The organism is Pseudomonas jinjuensis (assembly GCF_900103845.1).
Taxonomy (GTDB): domain Bacteria; phylum Pseudomonadota; class Gammaproteobacteria; order Pseudomonadales; family Pseudomonadaceae; genus Pseudomonas; species Pseudomonas jinjuensis.
The window spans coordinates 113,838-128,901 of sequence record NZ_FNIJ01000014.1 but is presented as its reverse complement, the minus strand read 5'-3'; the positions used below and the strand labels follow the sequence as shown (position 1 = coordinate 128,901).

Sequence of the window (15,064 nt, the reverse complement as noted above, 5' to 3'; positions counted from 1 at the left end):
CAGAACAACAAAAAGAGAGAACCGTGATGCAACACGAACGTGCCCGCTTCACCCACATGGAAGACGGTACCGCCGAGGACTGGGCGATCATCGGCCGGGAGTTCCGCGCCAACTACGGTCCGTACCTGCCGGACCGCATCCTCGCCCACCTGAAGCTGCTGGAAGGCGATTGCGGCGGCTTCGCCGTGGACCGCCTGACCCATTCCCTGCAGACCGCGACCCGCGCCTGGGAGGATGGCCGCGACGAGGAATACATCGTCTGCGCGCTGCTGCACGATATCGGCGATACCCTCGGCTCGTACAACCACCCGGACATCGCCGTCGCCATCCTCAAGCCCTTCGTCAGCGAGGAGAACCTCTGGATGGTGCAGAACCACGGCATCTTCCAGAGCTATTACTTCTTCCACCTGGTCGGCAAGGATCGCGACCTGCGCGAGCGGTTCCGCGGTGATCCGAACTTCGAGCGTACCGTCGAGTTCTGCGCCAGGTACGACGCGCCGGCCTTCGACCCGGAGTACCCGAGCAAACCGCTGGAGTTCTTCGAGCCCATGCTGCGCCGGGTGTTCGCCGAACCCAAACGCTCCATGTACACCCCCGCCAAGACCGCCTGAGCCCGGAATGGACGCGGGCAAGCCGCCGGTGATTCCGGCCTCCTGAGGGCGAACGGCCGCCCTCAGGAGGCCGCGTCGTCGATATTGCGCGCCGCCCTGATCCGGCTCTCCAGTTCCTCCTCACCATCCTCGGGCGAATCCAGTTCGCTCAGCCGGCAATAGACCTTGCGCAGTTCACGGAGGGAATGGGAGTCGAGCTGGTCGAGGTTCATCAGCATGTTGTGGGCGCGCTCGGTGGCGCGCAGCAGTTCGTCGAGCTTGATGTGCAGCATGTCGTTGTCGCGGTTCTGGGTGTGCTGGATGAGGAATACCATGAGGAAGGTGATCACCGTCGTCGAGGTATTGATCACCAGTTGCCAGCTGTCATTGAAGCCGAAGGTCGGACCGCTCAGCGCCCAGAGCAGCACGAGCAGGAACGCGGCGAGGAAGACCTGGGGTTTGCCGGCCCAGTGGGACAGCCGGGCGGAGAAGGACGAAAATTTCATGGCGAGACCCTCGATGTTTTTGTTGAACCTGCAATGACCTCGTCGGCTTCCCCGGTTCTTCGTGGAATGCGCCTCCCGTCCCGGGACAGGAGGCGTCGCGCGGTCAGGCCGCGTGGTTCATGGAGTGCTTCATCTGCCGCTTGCGGCTCTCCATTTCGGCGCCCAGTTCCTCCAGGCGGGTCTTGCCCAGCAGCTTCTGCGCCTGCGGGAACATCTCCTTCTCCTCCTCCTGGATATGGTGCTCCAGCAGTTCCTTGAGCACCTTCACCCGGCCGGCGAAGGGCACCGAGTCCGGCGGCGTGGCGAGCAGGTCGGGCAGCACCAGGTTTTCGACGGTGCGGTGCTCCTCCTTGGCCTCGTAGAACATGTTGGCCTCCTCCTCGCCGCCCGCCTGGACGTAGGCCGGGTAGAAGATCTGCTCTTCGATCTCGGTATGGATGGCGAGCTCGTCATGGATCCGGTTCAGCAGCTCGGTGCGCGTCTTCACCGCCCGGTCGGTGGTGGCGCTGAGCTTTTCCAGCATCTGCTTGACGATCACGTGGTCCTGCTTGAGTAGTTCGATGGCATTCATCACGGTCTCCTGGCGATTCCAAGGAATATCTGCCCAACGCAGATATCCCAGTGACCGGCCGGGATGCGGCGGGGTTCGAGAAAAAGGGCGAAAGGGGTTGCAGAACGCCGTTCCGGGAAGGGCGCATCGACGCCGGAGCGTCGAAAGCTGCATTCCCACGCAGGAGCGTGGGAACGATAAGGGGGAGTGACGTTGTAGGAGCAACTGTCTTCTGGTTTCCCGCTTTCCCGGGACAGCGCTTGCGCTGAACGCACTTCAGGCCCGAAGGGCGAGCGCAGCGAGTAATGACGGATTTTCCGGATGACTCCGTGCGGCTCTCAACTCCGTCTTCCCCGCGAACGCGGGGATCCAATAAATCGGCGACGTTGTAGGAGCAACTGTCTCGCGCCATGGCCAATCGTTGGTGTAGGGCGAATGAAGCGGAACGCTTCATCCGCCGACCAGGCCACGCCGATGGGATGGCGGATAGCGCTGGCGCGCTATGCGCCCTACGTGGCTGCTCATGGTCCACTTGACGCCATACCTGTAGGAGCCAGCTTGCTGGCGAACCAGGTTTTCCCCTCAACGTCGGCGTGGAAGGAGAACATGGCAATCGCCAGCAAGCTGGCTCCTACAGGTCCGCTGTCAACCGGGGCATCTCTGCGAACGCAGGGGAAAACCTGTAGGAGCGGGCCATGCCCGCGACATCGGCGGCGCCGGCATTTCGCGGGCATGGCCCATTCCTGCAGGACAGCCAGGCGCAAGCTGGTCACTTGCGCGGCAACGCCCAGGCCTGCACGTAATCCCCCTGCCGGGTGCCGAGCGAGCCGTGGCCGCCGGCGACCACCAGCACGTACTGGCGTCCGTCCTTGCCGGCATAGGTCATCGGCGTCGCCTGGCCGCCCGCCGGCAGCCGCCCTTCCCACAGCTGCTCGCCGTTGCTGACGTCGTAGGCGCGCAGGTACTGGTCGAGGGTGCCGGAGAGGAAGGCCAGGCCGCTGGCGGTGGTGATGGTCCCGCCCAGGCTCGGCACGCCCATGGGCAGCGGCAGCGGAATCGGCGAGCTGTCGCGCACGGTGCCGTTTCTGTGCTTCCACACCAGCTTCCGGCTGGACAGGTCGAGCGCCGCCACGTAGCCCCACGGCGGCGCCTGGCACGGCAGGCCGAGGGGTGACAGCAGCGGTTCGAGGATGACGCCATAGGGCGCGCCGGCATTGGGCTGCACGCCCTCCCGCTCGCTCTTGCGTTCCGGCCCCGAGGCCACGTCCACGGCCGGCACCAGCTGCGAGACGAAGGCCATGTACGAGGGATTGAGGAAGGCGATCTGGCGCACCGGGTCCACCGAGATGCCGCCCCAGTCGAACACGCCGAAGTTGCCCGGATAGACGATCGAGCCCTGGGTCGAGGGCGGCGTGTAGATGCCGTCGTAGCGCAGCGATCTGAAGCGTATCCGGCAGAGCATCTGGTCGAACGGCGTGCCGCCCCACATGTCCTGTTCCTTCAGCGGTTCCGGCAGCAGGTTGATGTCGGAGAACGGCTGGGTCGGCGCGGTGAAGTCGCTGGGTACCGCGCCCTGCGGCACCGGCTTCTCGCGCACCGGCACCAGCGGCTTGCCGTCGCGGCGGTCGAGCACGTAGATGCTGCCCTGCTTGGTGGAGGCCAGCAGCGCCGGCTTCACGCCGTCCTCCGTCTGCAGGTCCATCAGCGTCGGCTGGCCGCCGACGTCCATGTCCCACAGGTCGTGGTGGGTCATCTGGAAGGTCCAGCGCACCTTGCCGGTGGCGATGTCCAGGGCCGTCACGCCGGCGCTGTAGGTTTCCGCCGCCTTGCTGCGGTTGCCGCCCCACTGGTCCGGCGTGGCGTTGCCCATGGGCAGGTAGATCATCCCGAGCTGCTCGTCGACGCTCATGATCGACCACATGTTCGGCGAGTTGCGCGTGTACTGCTGGCCGGGCGGCAGCGGCTCGGTAGCCTCCGGATTGCCGCTGTCCCAGTTCCACACCAGGCGGCCGCTGCGCACGTCGTAGGCGCGGATCACCCCGGAGGGTTCGTCGGTGGAGAGGTTGTCGGTGACGTGGCCGCCGATGATCACCAGGTCGCGGGTCACGCTGGGCGGCGACGTCGAGTAGTAGCCGCCGGGGACGAACTGGCCGATGCCGGTGCCGAGGTCCACCGAGCCGCCCTCGCCGAATCCGCTGCAGGGCTGGCCGGTGTCGGCGTTGAGGGCGATCAGCCGGGTGTCGGCGGTGGGCAGGAACAGGCGCTTGGTGCAGCCATCGATGCTCGGACCGGACTGGCCGGTGGTGGCGCCGGGCAGCTGGGCGCCCGCGCCGACGGCGTAGTAGTCCTCGTCGTGGTAGGCGACGCCGCGGCAGGTCATGTGCGCCCAGCCCTTGAAGCTGTCGGCGTGCAGGGTGGAGAGGCGCGGATCGAAGCGCCAGATCTCCCGTCCGCTATCCGGGTCGAGGGCGATCACCTGGCTGTGCGGCGTGCAGACGTAGAGCATGCCGTTGGCCTTGATCGGGGTGTTCTCCGCCGTGGTTTCCTGCGGATCGTCCGGGCCCGGCAGGTCGCCGGTGCGGAAGCTCCAGGCCAGCTCCAGCTGGTCGACGTTTTCCGGGGTGATCTGGGCCAGCGGCGAATAGCGGTCGCCATACGCCGTCCTGCCGTAGTGCGGCCAGTCGCCGGCATCCGGCGTGGGCGCGGCGCTGCTACCCGCCGGCGCGCGATCGAGGCGGCCTTCCAGCAGCCCCGGCTCGGCGCCGAACTGGCTGGCCAGCGCCACCAGCGCGCCCGCCACTACGCCCACCAACAGCACGCCGGTGCCCAGTCCGCGGCTGGACAGCGGCAGCAACCGGCTGCGCAACGGCGGCAGGAGCAGCAGCACGCCGATGGCGAACCACAGGGCCAGGCGCGGCACCAGTTCCCACCAGCTCAGCCCCACCTCCCACAAGGCCCAGGCGCAGCTGCCGAGCAGGAACAGCCCGTAGACGGCCAGCAGCAGGCTATGCCCGCTCGCCAGCAGCACCCCGCAGAGAACCAGCGCCAGGCCGGCCACCAGGTAGTAGGCCGAGCCGCCCACCGCCACCAGGCGCAGGCCGCCCAGCAGCAGGGCGATCCCCATCAGCACCAGCAGTCCACCGGCAAGCCCCAGCCAGAGCCGGCCGCCACGTCTTGCCTCGATCGCAGTCATTCCCCATCTCCTTCTCCAGCTCCCCGGCCGGGGAGCGACGGTGGATGCGGGCGCCACTTCGCGGGCACATCCCAAGCTGCTGACCGGGCGCACCGGTCAACGTTGCGCATACGCGACGAACGGCTGAAAAGTGGCGTCGCAGACGGCCTGAACCGCGCGCGGCGGCCTAGAGTCAATCGTAGACCGCAGCAGGAGCCCGCCATGACCAGATCGCTCGCCGGCATGCTCGCCGTTATGCTCTGCCCCCTCGCCGACGCCTCGGCGGACGGCGCCTTCCAGGCCACGCAGTTCCATCTGCTGGTGGGCACCTACACCCGCTCGGGCAGCGAGGGCATCTACCTGTACCGCTTCGACAGCCGCCTCGGCCGCCTGGACGGCCCGCTCGGCGTGGCGCGCACGCCCAATCCGTCGTTCTTCAGCTTCACCGCCAACCAGCGCGTGCTGTTCGTGCTCAACGAGAACGGCCGCACCCCGCGCGGCGATGCCGGCGGCCGGGTCACCTCGTTCCGCTTCGACGCCGCCAGCGGCGCGCTGCACGAGATCGACCAGCAGGAAACCCAGGGCGACGAGCCCACCTACAGCAGCCTCAGCCCGGACGGGCGCTACCTGTTCGTCGCCAACTACTCGACCCTGCCGCAGGGTTCGCTGGCGGTGCTGCGCGTCGGCCAGTCCGGCACCCTGGGCGCGGTGGTGCAGACCGAGTCGCATGCCGGCAGCGGCGTCGACCCCGACCGCCAGTCCTGCGGGCACACGCATTCGGTGGCGATGGCGCCGCACAGCGACTTCCTGTTCGCCGCCGACCTCGGCGCCGACAAGGTCTTCGCCTATCGCTACCAGCCCGAACGCAGCGACCGGCCGCTGCAGCCGGCGCAGCCGCCGTTCTTCGCCGCACCGGCCGGCAGCGGGCCGCGGCACATCCTGTTCTCAGCCGACGGGCGCTTCGCCTACCTGACGCTGGAGCTGTCCGGTGCGGTCATGGCCCTGCAGCGCAACGGCGCGCGCCTGGTTCCGCTGCAGACCCTGCCGCTGGCGCCGCCCGGCTTCCAGGGCAAGGTCGGCGCCGGCGCGCTGCACCTGTCGGCGGACGGCCGCTTCCTTTATGTGCTCAACCGCGGCGACGACAACCACCTGGCGATCTTCGCCGTCGACCCGGGCGATGGCCGCCTCACCCTGCTCAAGCGCCGCTCGGTGGAAGGCGAGTCGCCGCGGGACTTCACCATCGCCCCCGGCGGCCGCTTCCTGCTGGTCGCCAACCAGGCCAGCAACAGCATCGAGCTGTTCGCCCGCGACCCGCTCACCGGCCTGGTCACCGACAAGCTGCAGAGCGTGCCGCTGGACTCGCCGGCCTTCCTCCAGTTGCTGCCGCGCGGGCGCTAGCGGGCGAGCCTGGAGTTGAGACGTCCCTCGCCGAAGGAGAGACGAGGGGCTTCTCGATCCGCGGCATCAGCCCCTCATCGGTTATCTAGGCTGGCGTATTCCCGCTACCTGTCAGTTCACGAGGGCGCACCTTCTCGTGGGCAGAGTCGTTCGCGTCCCCCAGGCCATCAATGCCCGGAGCTTGCGACTCCGACTCCAGCGAGCGCCGAAAGCCCTTGATCGACTCGCCCAGGTCAGCGCCCAGGCCTCTCAGCCGCTTGCCACCGAACACCACCAGCACGACCACGAGTAACACCAGCCAATGCTTCCAATCGTACAAGCCCATGGATTGCCCTCCTCGTCCAGCATGTGCCTGGCGGGGTTGGCGCCAGGCAGGTGTGGTTCACTCGATGTCTTCGTACGGCAGGCCAACGTAGTTCTCGGCGATGTTGGTCAGGCCGGCATGAGAATTCAGGAAGTATTCGCGGTCGGCTTCCTGCATCTTCTGGTCCCAGGCGTCCTTGTGACCGTCGAAGTCGTGCAGCAGGTTGGTCATGAACCAGCTGAAACGCTCGCCCTTCCAGATACGGCGCAGCGCCAGCCCGGAGTATTTCTCCAGCAGGTCGATGCGGCCTTCCCGATAGACCTTCACCAGGATGCGGTACAGGTAGCACACGTCCGAAGCGGCCAGGTTCAGGCCCTTGGCACCGGTAGGCGGCACGATGTGGGCGGCGTCGCCCACCAGGAACAGGTTGCCGTACTGCATCGGCTCGACTACGAAGCTGCGCAGCGGCGCAATGCTCTTTTCCAGCGACGGGCCCGTCACCAGCCTGTCTGCCACGTCTTGCGGCAGCCGTGCCTTCAGCTCGGTCCAGAAGCGCTCGTCGGACCAGTCTTCGACCTTGTCGGTCAGCGGTACCTGCAGGTAATAGCGGCTGCGGGTGTGCGAACGCTGGCTGCACAGCACGAACCCGCGTGCGTGGTGTGCGTAGATCAGCTCTTCGTTGACCGGTGGAGTGTCGGACAGCAACCCCAGCCAGCCGAACGGGTAGACGCGCTCATATTCGGTCAGCACGCCCGCGGGAATGCTTTTGCGCGAGACACCGTGGAAACCGTCGCAACCGGCGATGTAATCGCAGTCGATGCGGTGGCTCTGGCCATCCTTCTCATAGGTGACGAAAGGCTTCCCGTCCTTCAGCTCGTGCAGTTGCACGTTCTCCGCGGAGTAGATGATCGGCGCCCCGCTGGCGGCGCGGGCGTCCATCAGGTCACGGGTGACTTCGGTCTGGCCGTAGACCATTACGGTCTTGCCGCCTGTCAGTTCCTTCAGATTGATCGGAACACGCTTGCCGTCGAGCACCAGCTCGACCCCTTCGTGCACCAGCCCCTCGGCATCCATGCGCTCGGAGACACCGGCTTCGCGCAGCATGTCGACCGTGCCCTGTTCCAGTACGCCGGCACGGATGCGGCCGAGAACGTAGTCGGGGGTCTGGCGCTCGAGAATGATGGTCTCGATGCCGGCCTTGTGCAGCAGTTGGCCGAGCAGAAGACCCGAAGGACCGGCACCGATAATCGCGATCTGAGTGTTCATTCTTGTTCTCTCACATGTGCACTCCAACCGATGCCCAGGCATGGGCTGGAATTGGGGGGGAATAGTGTTCCCCTGCATTTTTTGCTGACAGAATGGCGAAAAGAAGGTGATATTCCGGCTCGACATTGCACTTTTGAAAACACCGTCCGGTTATCGAACATTCTCGCGCGCTCCTGGCACGCTGGTACAACACATGAAGACCAGTCCTTCCGGCATTCCCGTATTCAAGCTCTATGGCGAAAACCTCGCATGGCCGACACCGGACCTGCTGCATTGCGAGTCGATTCCCAAACGCAGCAGCCTCCACCATTGGGAAATCAAGCCGCACCGTCACGCCGACCTGTTCCAGCTGCTGTATGTCCAGCGTGGTCGAGCGGCGGTGGAGGTCGAAGGCCGGCGCAGCGACGTCCTGGAAGCGGCGATCCAGGTCGTCCCGCCTCTTTGCGTGCACGGGTTCCAGTTCTCGGAAGACATCGAGGGCTATGTGCTGACGATCGGCGCGCCGCTGGTGGCGCGGCTGGAGGAGCAACTGGGCGCGCCCCTGGCGGTCCTGGCGTCTTCCGGCTGCTACCCGGTAGGACACGACCGCCGCTACATCAATACCCTGTTCAGCGCCCTGTACCAGGAATACGAAGGCAGCGCGCCCGCCCGGGATATGTCGCTGCACTCGCTGGTCAACCTGCTGGTGGTGTGGATCAGCCGACGCGACCAGCAGAATGTGCCGCCAGACAGTCGTGACGGCCGCAATCAGCAACTGCTGGGAGGTTTCATGAAGCTGGTGGAGCAGCACTATCGCGAGCATCCAGCAGTCGAGACCCTGGCGCACCGGCTCGGAATATCGAGCGCGCACCTCAATTCCCTGTGCCGTCGACTGGCCGGGCAGACAGCGCTGCAGGTCATTCACCAGCGCCTTCTCCTGGAAGCCAAGCGCAACCTGATTTACACCAGCATGACCATCAGCCAGTTGTCCGACAGCCTGGGCTTCAGCGATCCGACATATTTTTCGCGCTTCTTCCGCCGGCTCAGCGGGAAGACGCCCAATGCTTTCCGGGTCTCGGCCGAGCAGGCGACTGTCGACGTCGAATAGCGTCGAGATTTATCCAGCCCGCGGATTTTTCTTAACACGATCCGGCCATTGCGCTGTGAAATCACTGGCCTGGCTCCCGCGAAAATCCATAACCAATTGATAGTTATGGATATTTTCGATAGCCCATAACTGGCATGGTAATTGTGTAAGGCAACCTTTGCGCAACACCCAGAAGCTGCGCCCCAATAACAACAAGGTTGGCCTTTCCATGCACAAGAACGCGCTTCACTCCACTGCCCTTGCTGTCGCCAGCAGTATGCTGCTGGCCGGAGCCACCTCCCCAGCCCAGGCCACCGAAGGTGGTGTGTCTTCCTGGCCGATGGGGATCGAAATATACGGAATGGGTGTCCTTCCGCCCCCCGGGACCTACGGACAGGTGTTCGTCGGCAACTACCTTGCCGACACCCTGCGCGATGACTCCGGAGACAAGGCGGCCGACATCGACCTGCGCGTCACCACCGTCGTGCCGCGCTTCGTCTGGGTTACCGAGCAGAAGGTGCTGGGCGGCAACCTGGGATTCCATGCGCTGCTGCCGCTCAACGACATACGCCTGAACATCAAGAACGGTCCGCACGACCACAAACGCGGCATTGGCGACGCCCATCTCGGCCCGGTGGTCGGCTTCCACCACAGCGACAAGTTCCACACCGCTGTCGGCGTCGACTTCGTGCTGCCTACCGGCGGCCAATACGACAAGGACGACCTGGTCAACCTCGGCACCAACTACTACACCGTGCAGGCGGTGTATGCCATGACGTACATGGACCCCGCCGGCTTCAATGCCGATGTCCGCCTGATGCACGACTACAACTTCGAGAACAGGGACACCAACTACCAGTCCGGCCGCGAATTGCACGCCGACTACACCCTTGGCTGGGGGCTCGGCAACGGCTGGGTGGTCGGTGTCGGCGGGCATGCCTACAAGCAGATCAGCGACGACAAGTGCAGTGTTTCCAACTGCGCCGCCGCCGCGCTGGTCGATGCCACCGACGGCAACCGCAGCCGCACCTTCTCGATTGGCCCGGCGGTCCAGTACAGCAGCAATGACGGATGGTCCCTCAGCGCCAAGTGGCAGGATGAAAGCGGCGTGCGCAACCGCGCCGAAGGCCAGACCTACTGGCTGAAGTTCACCATGCCGCTCTAGCTCCAGCCGAAGAGCCTGAAAAAACGCCCCGCCAACTCAGGTTCGCGGGGCGCCTGGCCATCCGCCGGTAGCGCCGCGGATCAATCGCCCTTGAGGCGATAGCTGACCTGGGCGCGGCTCATCCCGAGCATCTGCGCTGCCGCTGTTATGTTTCCACCGGTGCGATCCAGGGCGAGCTGGACCAGCAGGTGCTCGATGTCCTTCAACGACGTGCTGAGCGCCTGGTCCCGCCCGGAAACGAAAGCCTGCAGGCTGGCCAGTTCGCTCTCTCCCACCTTGCGCTCGTCCTCCCTGCCGCCGGGACCCGCCACCGCCGGCTCCGCCTCGCTCGCAGCAGTCCCGCCCGCCGGCTTCGACAGGTGCCCATCGTCGGTCAGGCCAACCGCCGCCGAGCGCAGCGGCTCCCCTGCCTCCGCCAGGTGCACGACATCCACCACTTCATCGTTGCCCGCCGCAATCACCCCGCGCTCGATCAGGTTCTGCAGCTCACGAATGTTGCCGGGAAAGCGGTACGTCAGCAGCGCGTTGACCAGCCGGGTACTGAAGCCCGCAGGTTTGAGCCCGTGGCGAGCGCTGAACTTGCGCAGGAAATAGCTCATCAGCAACGGGATATCCTCCCGACGCTCCCGCAGGGGCGGCAGGTGGATGGGGAACACGTTGAGGCGATACAGCAGGTCTTCGCGGAATCGCCCGGCCTTGACCTCATTGCGCAAATCGAGATTGGTCGCAGCGATTACCCGCACATCCACCTTGATCGGCGTCGTGCCACCGACCCGCTCGACCTCGCCCTCCTGCAGCACCCGGAGTATCTTGCTCTGCGCACTGGGGCTGAGCGTGCCGATTTCGTCGAGAAACAGGGTTCCGCCATCGGCCCGCTCGAAGCGCCCCGGGCGCGAGCGCTCCGCCCCGGTGAAGGCGCCGCGCTCGACCCCGAACAGCTCGGCCTCCACCAGGTTCTCCGGCAAGGCGGCGCAATTGAGCGCCACCAGCGGTGTGTTGCGACGTGGACTGGCCTGGTGCAGCGTGCGGGCGAAGAGTTCCTTGCCCACCCCCGATTCCCCGGTCAACAGCACCGTGACCTGGGTCGGCGCCACGCGATAAAGCTGCTGGCTGGCAGCGACGAAAGCCGCTGAAATCCCGACGATGGATGGCTCTTCAGTCGGCTCATCGAGCTGGGCGACCTCGGTTTCTTCGCCGGAACAGTACGTACTCCGGCTCAGGAAATCGGCGGCATCCAGATAGGCCAGGTCGACATCGAGGTCTGCCCACTGCTCGGCGGGCTTGCCGACGATGCGGCACGCCGAGTGCCCCATGCAGCGGCACTGCTCTTCGCGAAACACCACCAGGCGCCCGAGAAGCGAGGATGCATAGCCACTGGCGTAGCCGATTTCCATCCAGCACGCCGGCTCGTTACCCAGGCCATAGGCGGCGATGTGCTCATCGGCTTCCAGGGAGTTGTGCCAGAAGAACTCCGAATAGAAGTGGCCGGCACTGGAGTCGATCTCGAAACGCACGACCTCGACATTGACCATGCCTTCAAGCATGTGCAGTCGCGGCCCGGCGGCGTAAAGGCTTGCGTGGTCGCCTTCCGGCCACTGCGCGCTCACCTGGGCGGCATCGCGTGCGCCGGCCTGCCAGCCGATGCGCGTCAGCAGCCCACGCGCCTTGTCGAGGCCCAGCGCCTCGATCAGCTCGCGGCGAATGGCGCCGAAGGCAGTGCCCTGCAACAGCATCATGCGCTGGCCACACAGCCAGATGTTGCCGTCCTGGGGCGCGAAGGCAATGGTTTCAGCCAGTTGCTCCGCCGAGGGCAGGCCAGCGGCACCAAACTGTCGAGCCCGGTCGACGACCAGGCGTTTCTGCGTGCCCAGCAACTGCTTGAGGAATTCCTCCCCCAGCGCCCGGCCAAGCTTGCTCGGAGCTTTACGAGTCATGGTCATGAATACGCCGCATGAAAACACCGTTCCAGTATGACTGCCCGTCCATACCGGTCAATTGAAGGCAATCGGCAAGCGCTCGGTATTCGCACAGAGTCTTCCAGCTTTCCGGCGGAGATCTTTCCGCGCTGCCAATATTTCTCTGAAGAATTTTCCGCGACGGGATTGCGAAAGCTTCGGCCGAGGCATTCCGCCGAACCCTTTAATCATCATAACTATCTGTTTACTAAGGAAAAAATAATAACAAAAGAAAATGGCACGATAGTTGTTTAGGGCACCTGTGCGTGCACATCAGACAACAACAACACAGCAGGTAATTCCCCATGTCCTCCGCAAGACTGCCTATTCCTCGCGGCTGCATGCCAGCCACACCAGAAGCGTTGTCGATATCCGCTGCTGCAATTCATCGCCTGGGTTGGATGCATCGGCATCAAGCCTGAGCCGCGGGCTCTGCATACCCGGATCGCTGTCAAACGTTCGTTGGCCAGCAGCCCGACTGCGGCCGCGTAATCTTCCGATCAAACAAGAGAGAACCTCATGAGCACTGTTCGCCCTGCCTACCAGAACCTGGAGTTGCAGCCGCTCGTCGGAGAGTGGCGTATCGGCGCCGCCGGTCGACCGCTGGAAGTGTTCGACCCCTTCACCCAACGGAGCCTGCTGAAAATCACCCTGGCCAATCGCGAGGATCTCGACGCCAGTTACCGCAAGGCGCGTGACACCCAGCCGGAATGGGCGGCCAAGGCGCCCGCCGAACGCGCCCAGGTGATGCTCGACGCGGTGAAAATTTTCGATGAGCGCCGAGATGAGATCATCGACTGGATCATCCGCGAGTCGGGCAGCACCCGAATCAAGGCACAGATCGAATGGGGTGCGGCGCGCGCCATCACCCTGGAGGCGGCCAGCCTGCCAAGCCGCGTGCACGGCCGTATCGTCGCCTCGAACATCCCGGGCAAGGAGAGCCGTGTGTATCGCGCCCCGCTGGGCGTGATCGGCGTCATCAGCCCGTGGAACTTCCCCCTGCACCTGACTGCCCGCTCCCTGGCCCCGGCGCTGGCCCTGGGCAACGCCGTGGTGGTCAAGCCGGCCAGCGACACCCCGGTCAGCGGCGGCCTGCTGCTGGCGCGTATCTTCGAGGAAGCCGGGCTGCCGGCGGGCGTGCTGAGCGTCGTGGTCGGCACCGGCGCGGAAATCGGCGATGCCTTCGTCGAGCACCCGGTTCCAGCCTTCATTTCCTTCACCGGTTCGACCCAGGTCGGCCGCAACATCGGTCGCATCGCCAGCGGCGGTGAACATCTCAAGCACGTGGCCCTGGAGCTGGGCGGCAACAGCCCGTTCGTGGTCCTGGCCGATGCCGATGTCGAGCAGGCGGTGAACGCGGCCGTGGTCGGCAAGTTCCTGCATCAGGGACAGATCTGCATGGCGATCAACCGCATCATCGTCGAGCAACCCCTGCTGGAGGCGTTCACCCGCCAGTTCGTCGAGCGCGTGAAGGCGCTGCCCTGCGGCGACCCCAGCAAGCCGGAAACCGTGATCGGCCCGGTGATCAACGCCAGGCAACTGGCCGGCCTGCAGGACAAGGTCGCCACCGCCAAGGCCGAAGGCGCCAGGCTGCTGGTCGGCGGCGAGCCTGCGGGCAACGTGATGCCGCCCCACGTATTCGGCGATGTAACCGCGGAAATGGACATTGCCCGCGAGGAAATCTTCGGCCCCCTGGTGGGAATCCTCTGCGCCCGCGACGCCGAACATGCGCTGGAGCTGGCCAACAGCAGCGAATACGGGCTGTCCAGCGCCGTGTTCACCTCCAGCCTGGAACGCGGCGTGCAGTTCGCCCAGCGCATCCGGGCCGGCATGACCCACGTGAACGACATCCCGGTCAACGACGAGCCCAACGCGCCGTTCGGCGGCGAGAAGAACTCGGGCCTCGGCCGCTTCAACGGCGACTGGGCGATCGAGGAATTCACCACGGACCACTGGATCACCCTGCAGCACGCCCCGCGGCGGTATCCGTTCTGATTCGACAGCGGCTTCCGATCAACCTGCACCCCATAAATAAAAAACGGAGTACGAAATGTCCTCACTCCTCAACAGCCCAGCTGTGAAACGGCCCCTGCTGGCCGGCCTTGCCCTGCCACTCGTCCTGCTTGCCAACCACGCCGCTGCAGATGGCGACGGCGTCTGGAAAAACGGCGAGAACGTCTATGCAAAGGTCTGCGGCCATTGCCACGAAAGCACCGTGGGCCCAGTGATCAAGGGCCGTCAGCTGCCGGCGCCGTACATCAGCGCCGTGGTCCGCAATGGATTTCGTGCCATGCCGGCCTTCCCGGCGTCCTTCATCGATGACAAGGCCCTGCAGCAGGTCGCCGAATACATCTCGAAAGCCCCCGCCCCCGCGGCCAAACCCTGAGGAGCCCGCCATGAACGTCGAACGTCGTTCCCTGCTCAAGGGCATGGCCCTGGGCAGCCTGGCCGGGGTGGCCATGGGCAGCTCCAGCCTGAGCCTGGCCAATGCCATCGTGGGTGGGCAGCCGCGGATCGCCCCGACCCTTGTCCTGGTCAACGCGGCAGTGGCCGGATCGCCCTTCCTCCAGGGCATCGGCGCCAGCCCGGCCGCCAGGCAGGTCGAAGTGCAGACCGCCGACCTCAGCCTGGACTTCCTCCAGGGAGTGCAGAAGCGTCTGCGCAACGGCCAGGCGCAACGCATCATCGGCCTGGTGGATGACGCCAGCGCCGCCCTGATCGTCGACCTGGCCCGCAGCAGTGGCGCCCGCATCCAGTGGCTGGGCCAGCACAGCGCCAATGCCGGCGCATCCCATCACCACCTGCTGAGCGCGGACGCGGCCCATGGTTGCGCCTTGCAACTGGGCATCCAGCTGAACACCTGCGGCACCGGCTTCGAACTCATCGAGCAGCGCCCGCATGGTCACCAGCCTCCCCTCCAGCTATCCGCGGCCACCCGCAGCAAGGCCGGCGCCGAGCAGTGGGCCGCTGCCCTGGGATACACGCTGGCCATGCTGGGCACCGCTCACACAGGACAGGCACCGCTGGTTGCCAGCCGTCAGTCACCGCTGACCGGCACTTTCGTTTCGTTCTCGATCGAGGCTTGAAGGAGC

Annotated in this window: 13 protein-coding genes; 7 read left to right on the top strand and 6 right to left on the bottom strand. The window is 65.4% G+C overall.

Annotated elements, in window-relative coordinates; all coding sequences use genetic code 11:
• Positions 1 to 26: 26 nt before the first annotated feature.
• Positions 27 to 611, top strand: coding sequence for an HD domain-containing protein (locus BLR75_RS19380; RefSeq protein WP_084312301.1), 585 nt, complete (start codon positions 27 to 29; stop codon positions 609 to 611).
• 62 nt (positions 612 to 673) lie between these two features.
• On the opposite strand, the gene BLR75_RS19375 is transcribed toward BLR75_RS19380, so the two are convergent.
• The 3 genes from BLR75_RS19375 to BLR75_RS19365 form a co-directional block, all read right to left on the bottom strand.
• A complete protein-coding gene (locus tag BLR75_RS19375) occupies positions 674 to 1,096 on the bottom strand; it encodes a low affinity iron permease family protein (protein WP_084312299.1) in 423 nt (140 codons plus the stop codon).
• Between the two features lie 103 nt (positions 1,097 to 1,199).
• The gene (locus BLR75_RS19370) at positions 1,200 to 1,667 is read right to left on the bottom strand and encodes a PA2171 family ribosome-binding persister protein (RefSeq protein WP_084312297.1); all 468 of its coding nucleotides are present in this window, start codon (positions 1,665 to 1,667) and stop codon (positions 1,200 to 1,202) included.
• A gap of 748 nt (positions 1,668 to 2,415) precedes the next feature.
• On the bottom strand, positions 2,416 to 4,839 hold the full coding sequence (locus tag BLR75_RS19365) for a glucose/quinate/shikimate family membrane-bound PQQ-dependent dehydrogenase (RefSeq protein ID WP_084312295.1): 2,424 nt from the start codon (positions 4,837 to 4,839) through the stop codon (positions 2,416 to 2,418).
• Positions 4,840 to 5,040: 201 nt separating this feature from the next.
• Between BLR75_RS19365 and BLR75_RS19360 the strand changes: the two genes are divergently transcribed.
• The gene (locus BLR75_RS19360; protein WP_281246556.1) at positions 5,041 to 6,216 is read left to right on the top strand and encodes a lactonase family protein; all 1,176 of its coding nucleotides are present in this window, start codon (positions 5,041 to 5,043) and stop codon (positions 6,214 to 6,216) included.
• Between the two features lie 85 nt (positions 6,217 to 6,301).
• On the opposite strand, the gene tatA is transcribed toward BLR75_RS19360, so the two are convergent.
• Positions 6,302 to 6,541: a twin-arginine translocase TatA/TatE family subunit gene (tatA, locus tag BLR75_RS19355; protein ID WP_084312293.1), complete on the bottom strand. Its 240-nt coding sequence runs from the start codon at positions 6,539 to 6,541 to the stop codon at positions 6,302 to 6,304.
• Between the two features lie 57 nt (positions 6,542 to 6,598).
• Positions 6,599 to 7,786: a 4-hydroxybenzoate 3-monooxygenase gene (gene pobA, locus BLR75_RS19350; RefSeq protein ID WP_084312291.1), complete on the bottom strand. Its 1,188-nt coding sequence runs from the start codon at positions 7,784 to 7,786 to the stop codon at positions 6,599 to 6,601.
• 193 nt (positions 7,787 to 7,979) lie between these two features.
• On the opposite strand from pobA, the gene BLR75_RS19345 reads away from it, so the two are divergent.
• Together BLR75_RS19345 and BLR75_RS19340 are read left to right on the top strand one after the other, a co-directional pair.
• A complete protein-coding gene (locus tag BLR75_RS19345) occupies positions 7,980 to 8,873 on the top strand; it encodes a helix-turn-helix domain-containing protein (protein ID WP_084312289.1) in 894 nt (297 codons plus the stop codon).
• A gap of 208 nt (positions 8,874 to 9,081) precedes the next feature.
• A complete protein-coding gene (locus tag BLR75_RS19340) occupies positions 9,082 to 10,017 on the top strand; it encodes a SphA family protein (RefSeq protein ID WP_084312425.1) in 936 nt (311 codons plus the stop codon).
• A gap of 80 nt (positions 10,018 to 10,097) precedes the next feature.
• Here BLR75_RS19340 and BLR75_RS19335 read toward each other — a convergent pair whose 3' ends face one another.
• On the bottom strand, positions 10,098 to 11,951 hold the full coding sequence (locus BLR75_RS19335) for a sigma-54-dependent Fis family transcriptional regulator (RefSeq protein ID WP_084312423.1): 1,854 nt from the start codon (positions 11,949 to 11,951) through the stop codon (positions 10,098 to 10,100).
• A 540-nt stretch (positions 11,952 to 12,491) separates the two neighbouring features.
• On the opposite strand from BLR75_RS19335, the gene pchA reads away from it, so the two are divergent.
• From pchA to BLR75_RS19320, 3 genes are read left to right on the top strand one after another with little or no spacing between them, the layout of a single operon-like run.
• A complete protein-coding gene (gene pchA, locus BLR75_RS19330) occupies positions 12,492 to 13,967 on the top strand; it encodes a 4-hydroxybenzaldehyde dehydrogenase (RefSeq protein ID WP_084312287.1) in 1,476 nt (491 codons plus the stop codon).
• 55 nt (positions 13,968 to 14,022) lie between these two features.
• Positions 14,023 to 14,358: a c-type cytochrome gene (locus BLR75_RS19325; RefSeq protein ID WP_084312285.1), complete on the top strand. Its 336-nt coding sequence runs from the start codon at positions 14,023 to 14,025 to the stop codon at positions 14,356 to 14,358.
• Between the two features lie 10 nt (positions 14,359 to 14,368).
• Positions 14,369 to 15,058: a hypothetical protein gene (locus tag BLR75_RS19320; protein WP_084312283.1), complete on the top strand. Its 690-nt coding sequence runs from the start codon at positions 14,369 to 14,371 to the stop codon at positions 15,056 to 15,058.
• Positions 15,059 to 15,064: the final 6 nt, after the last annotated feature.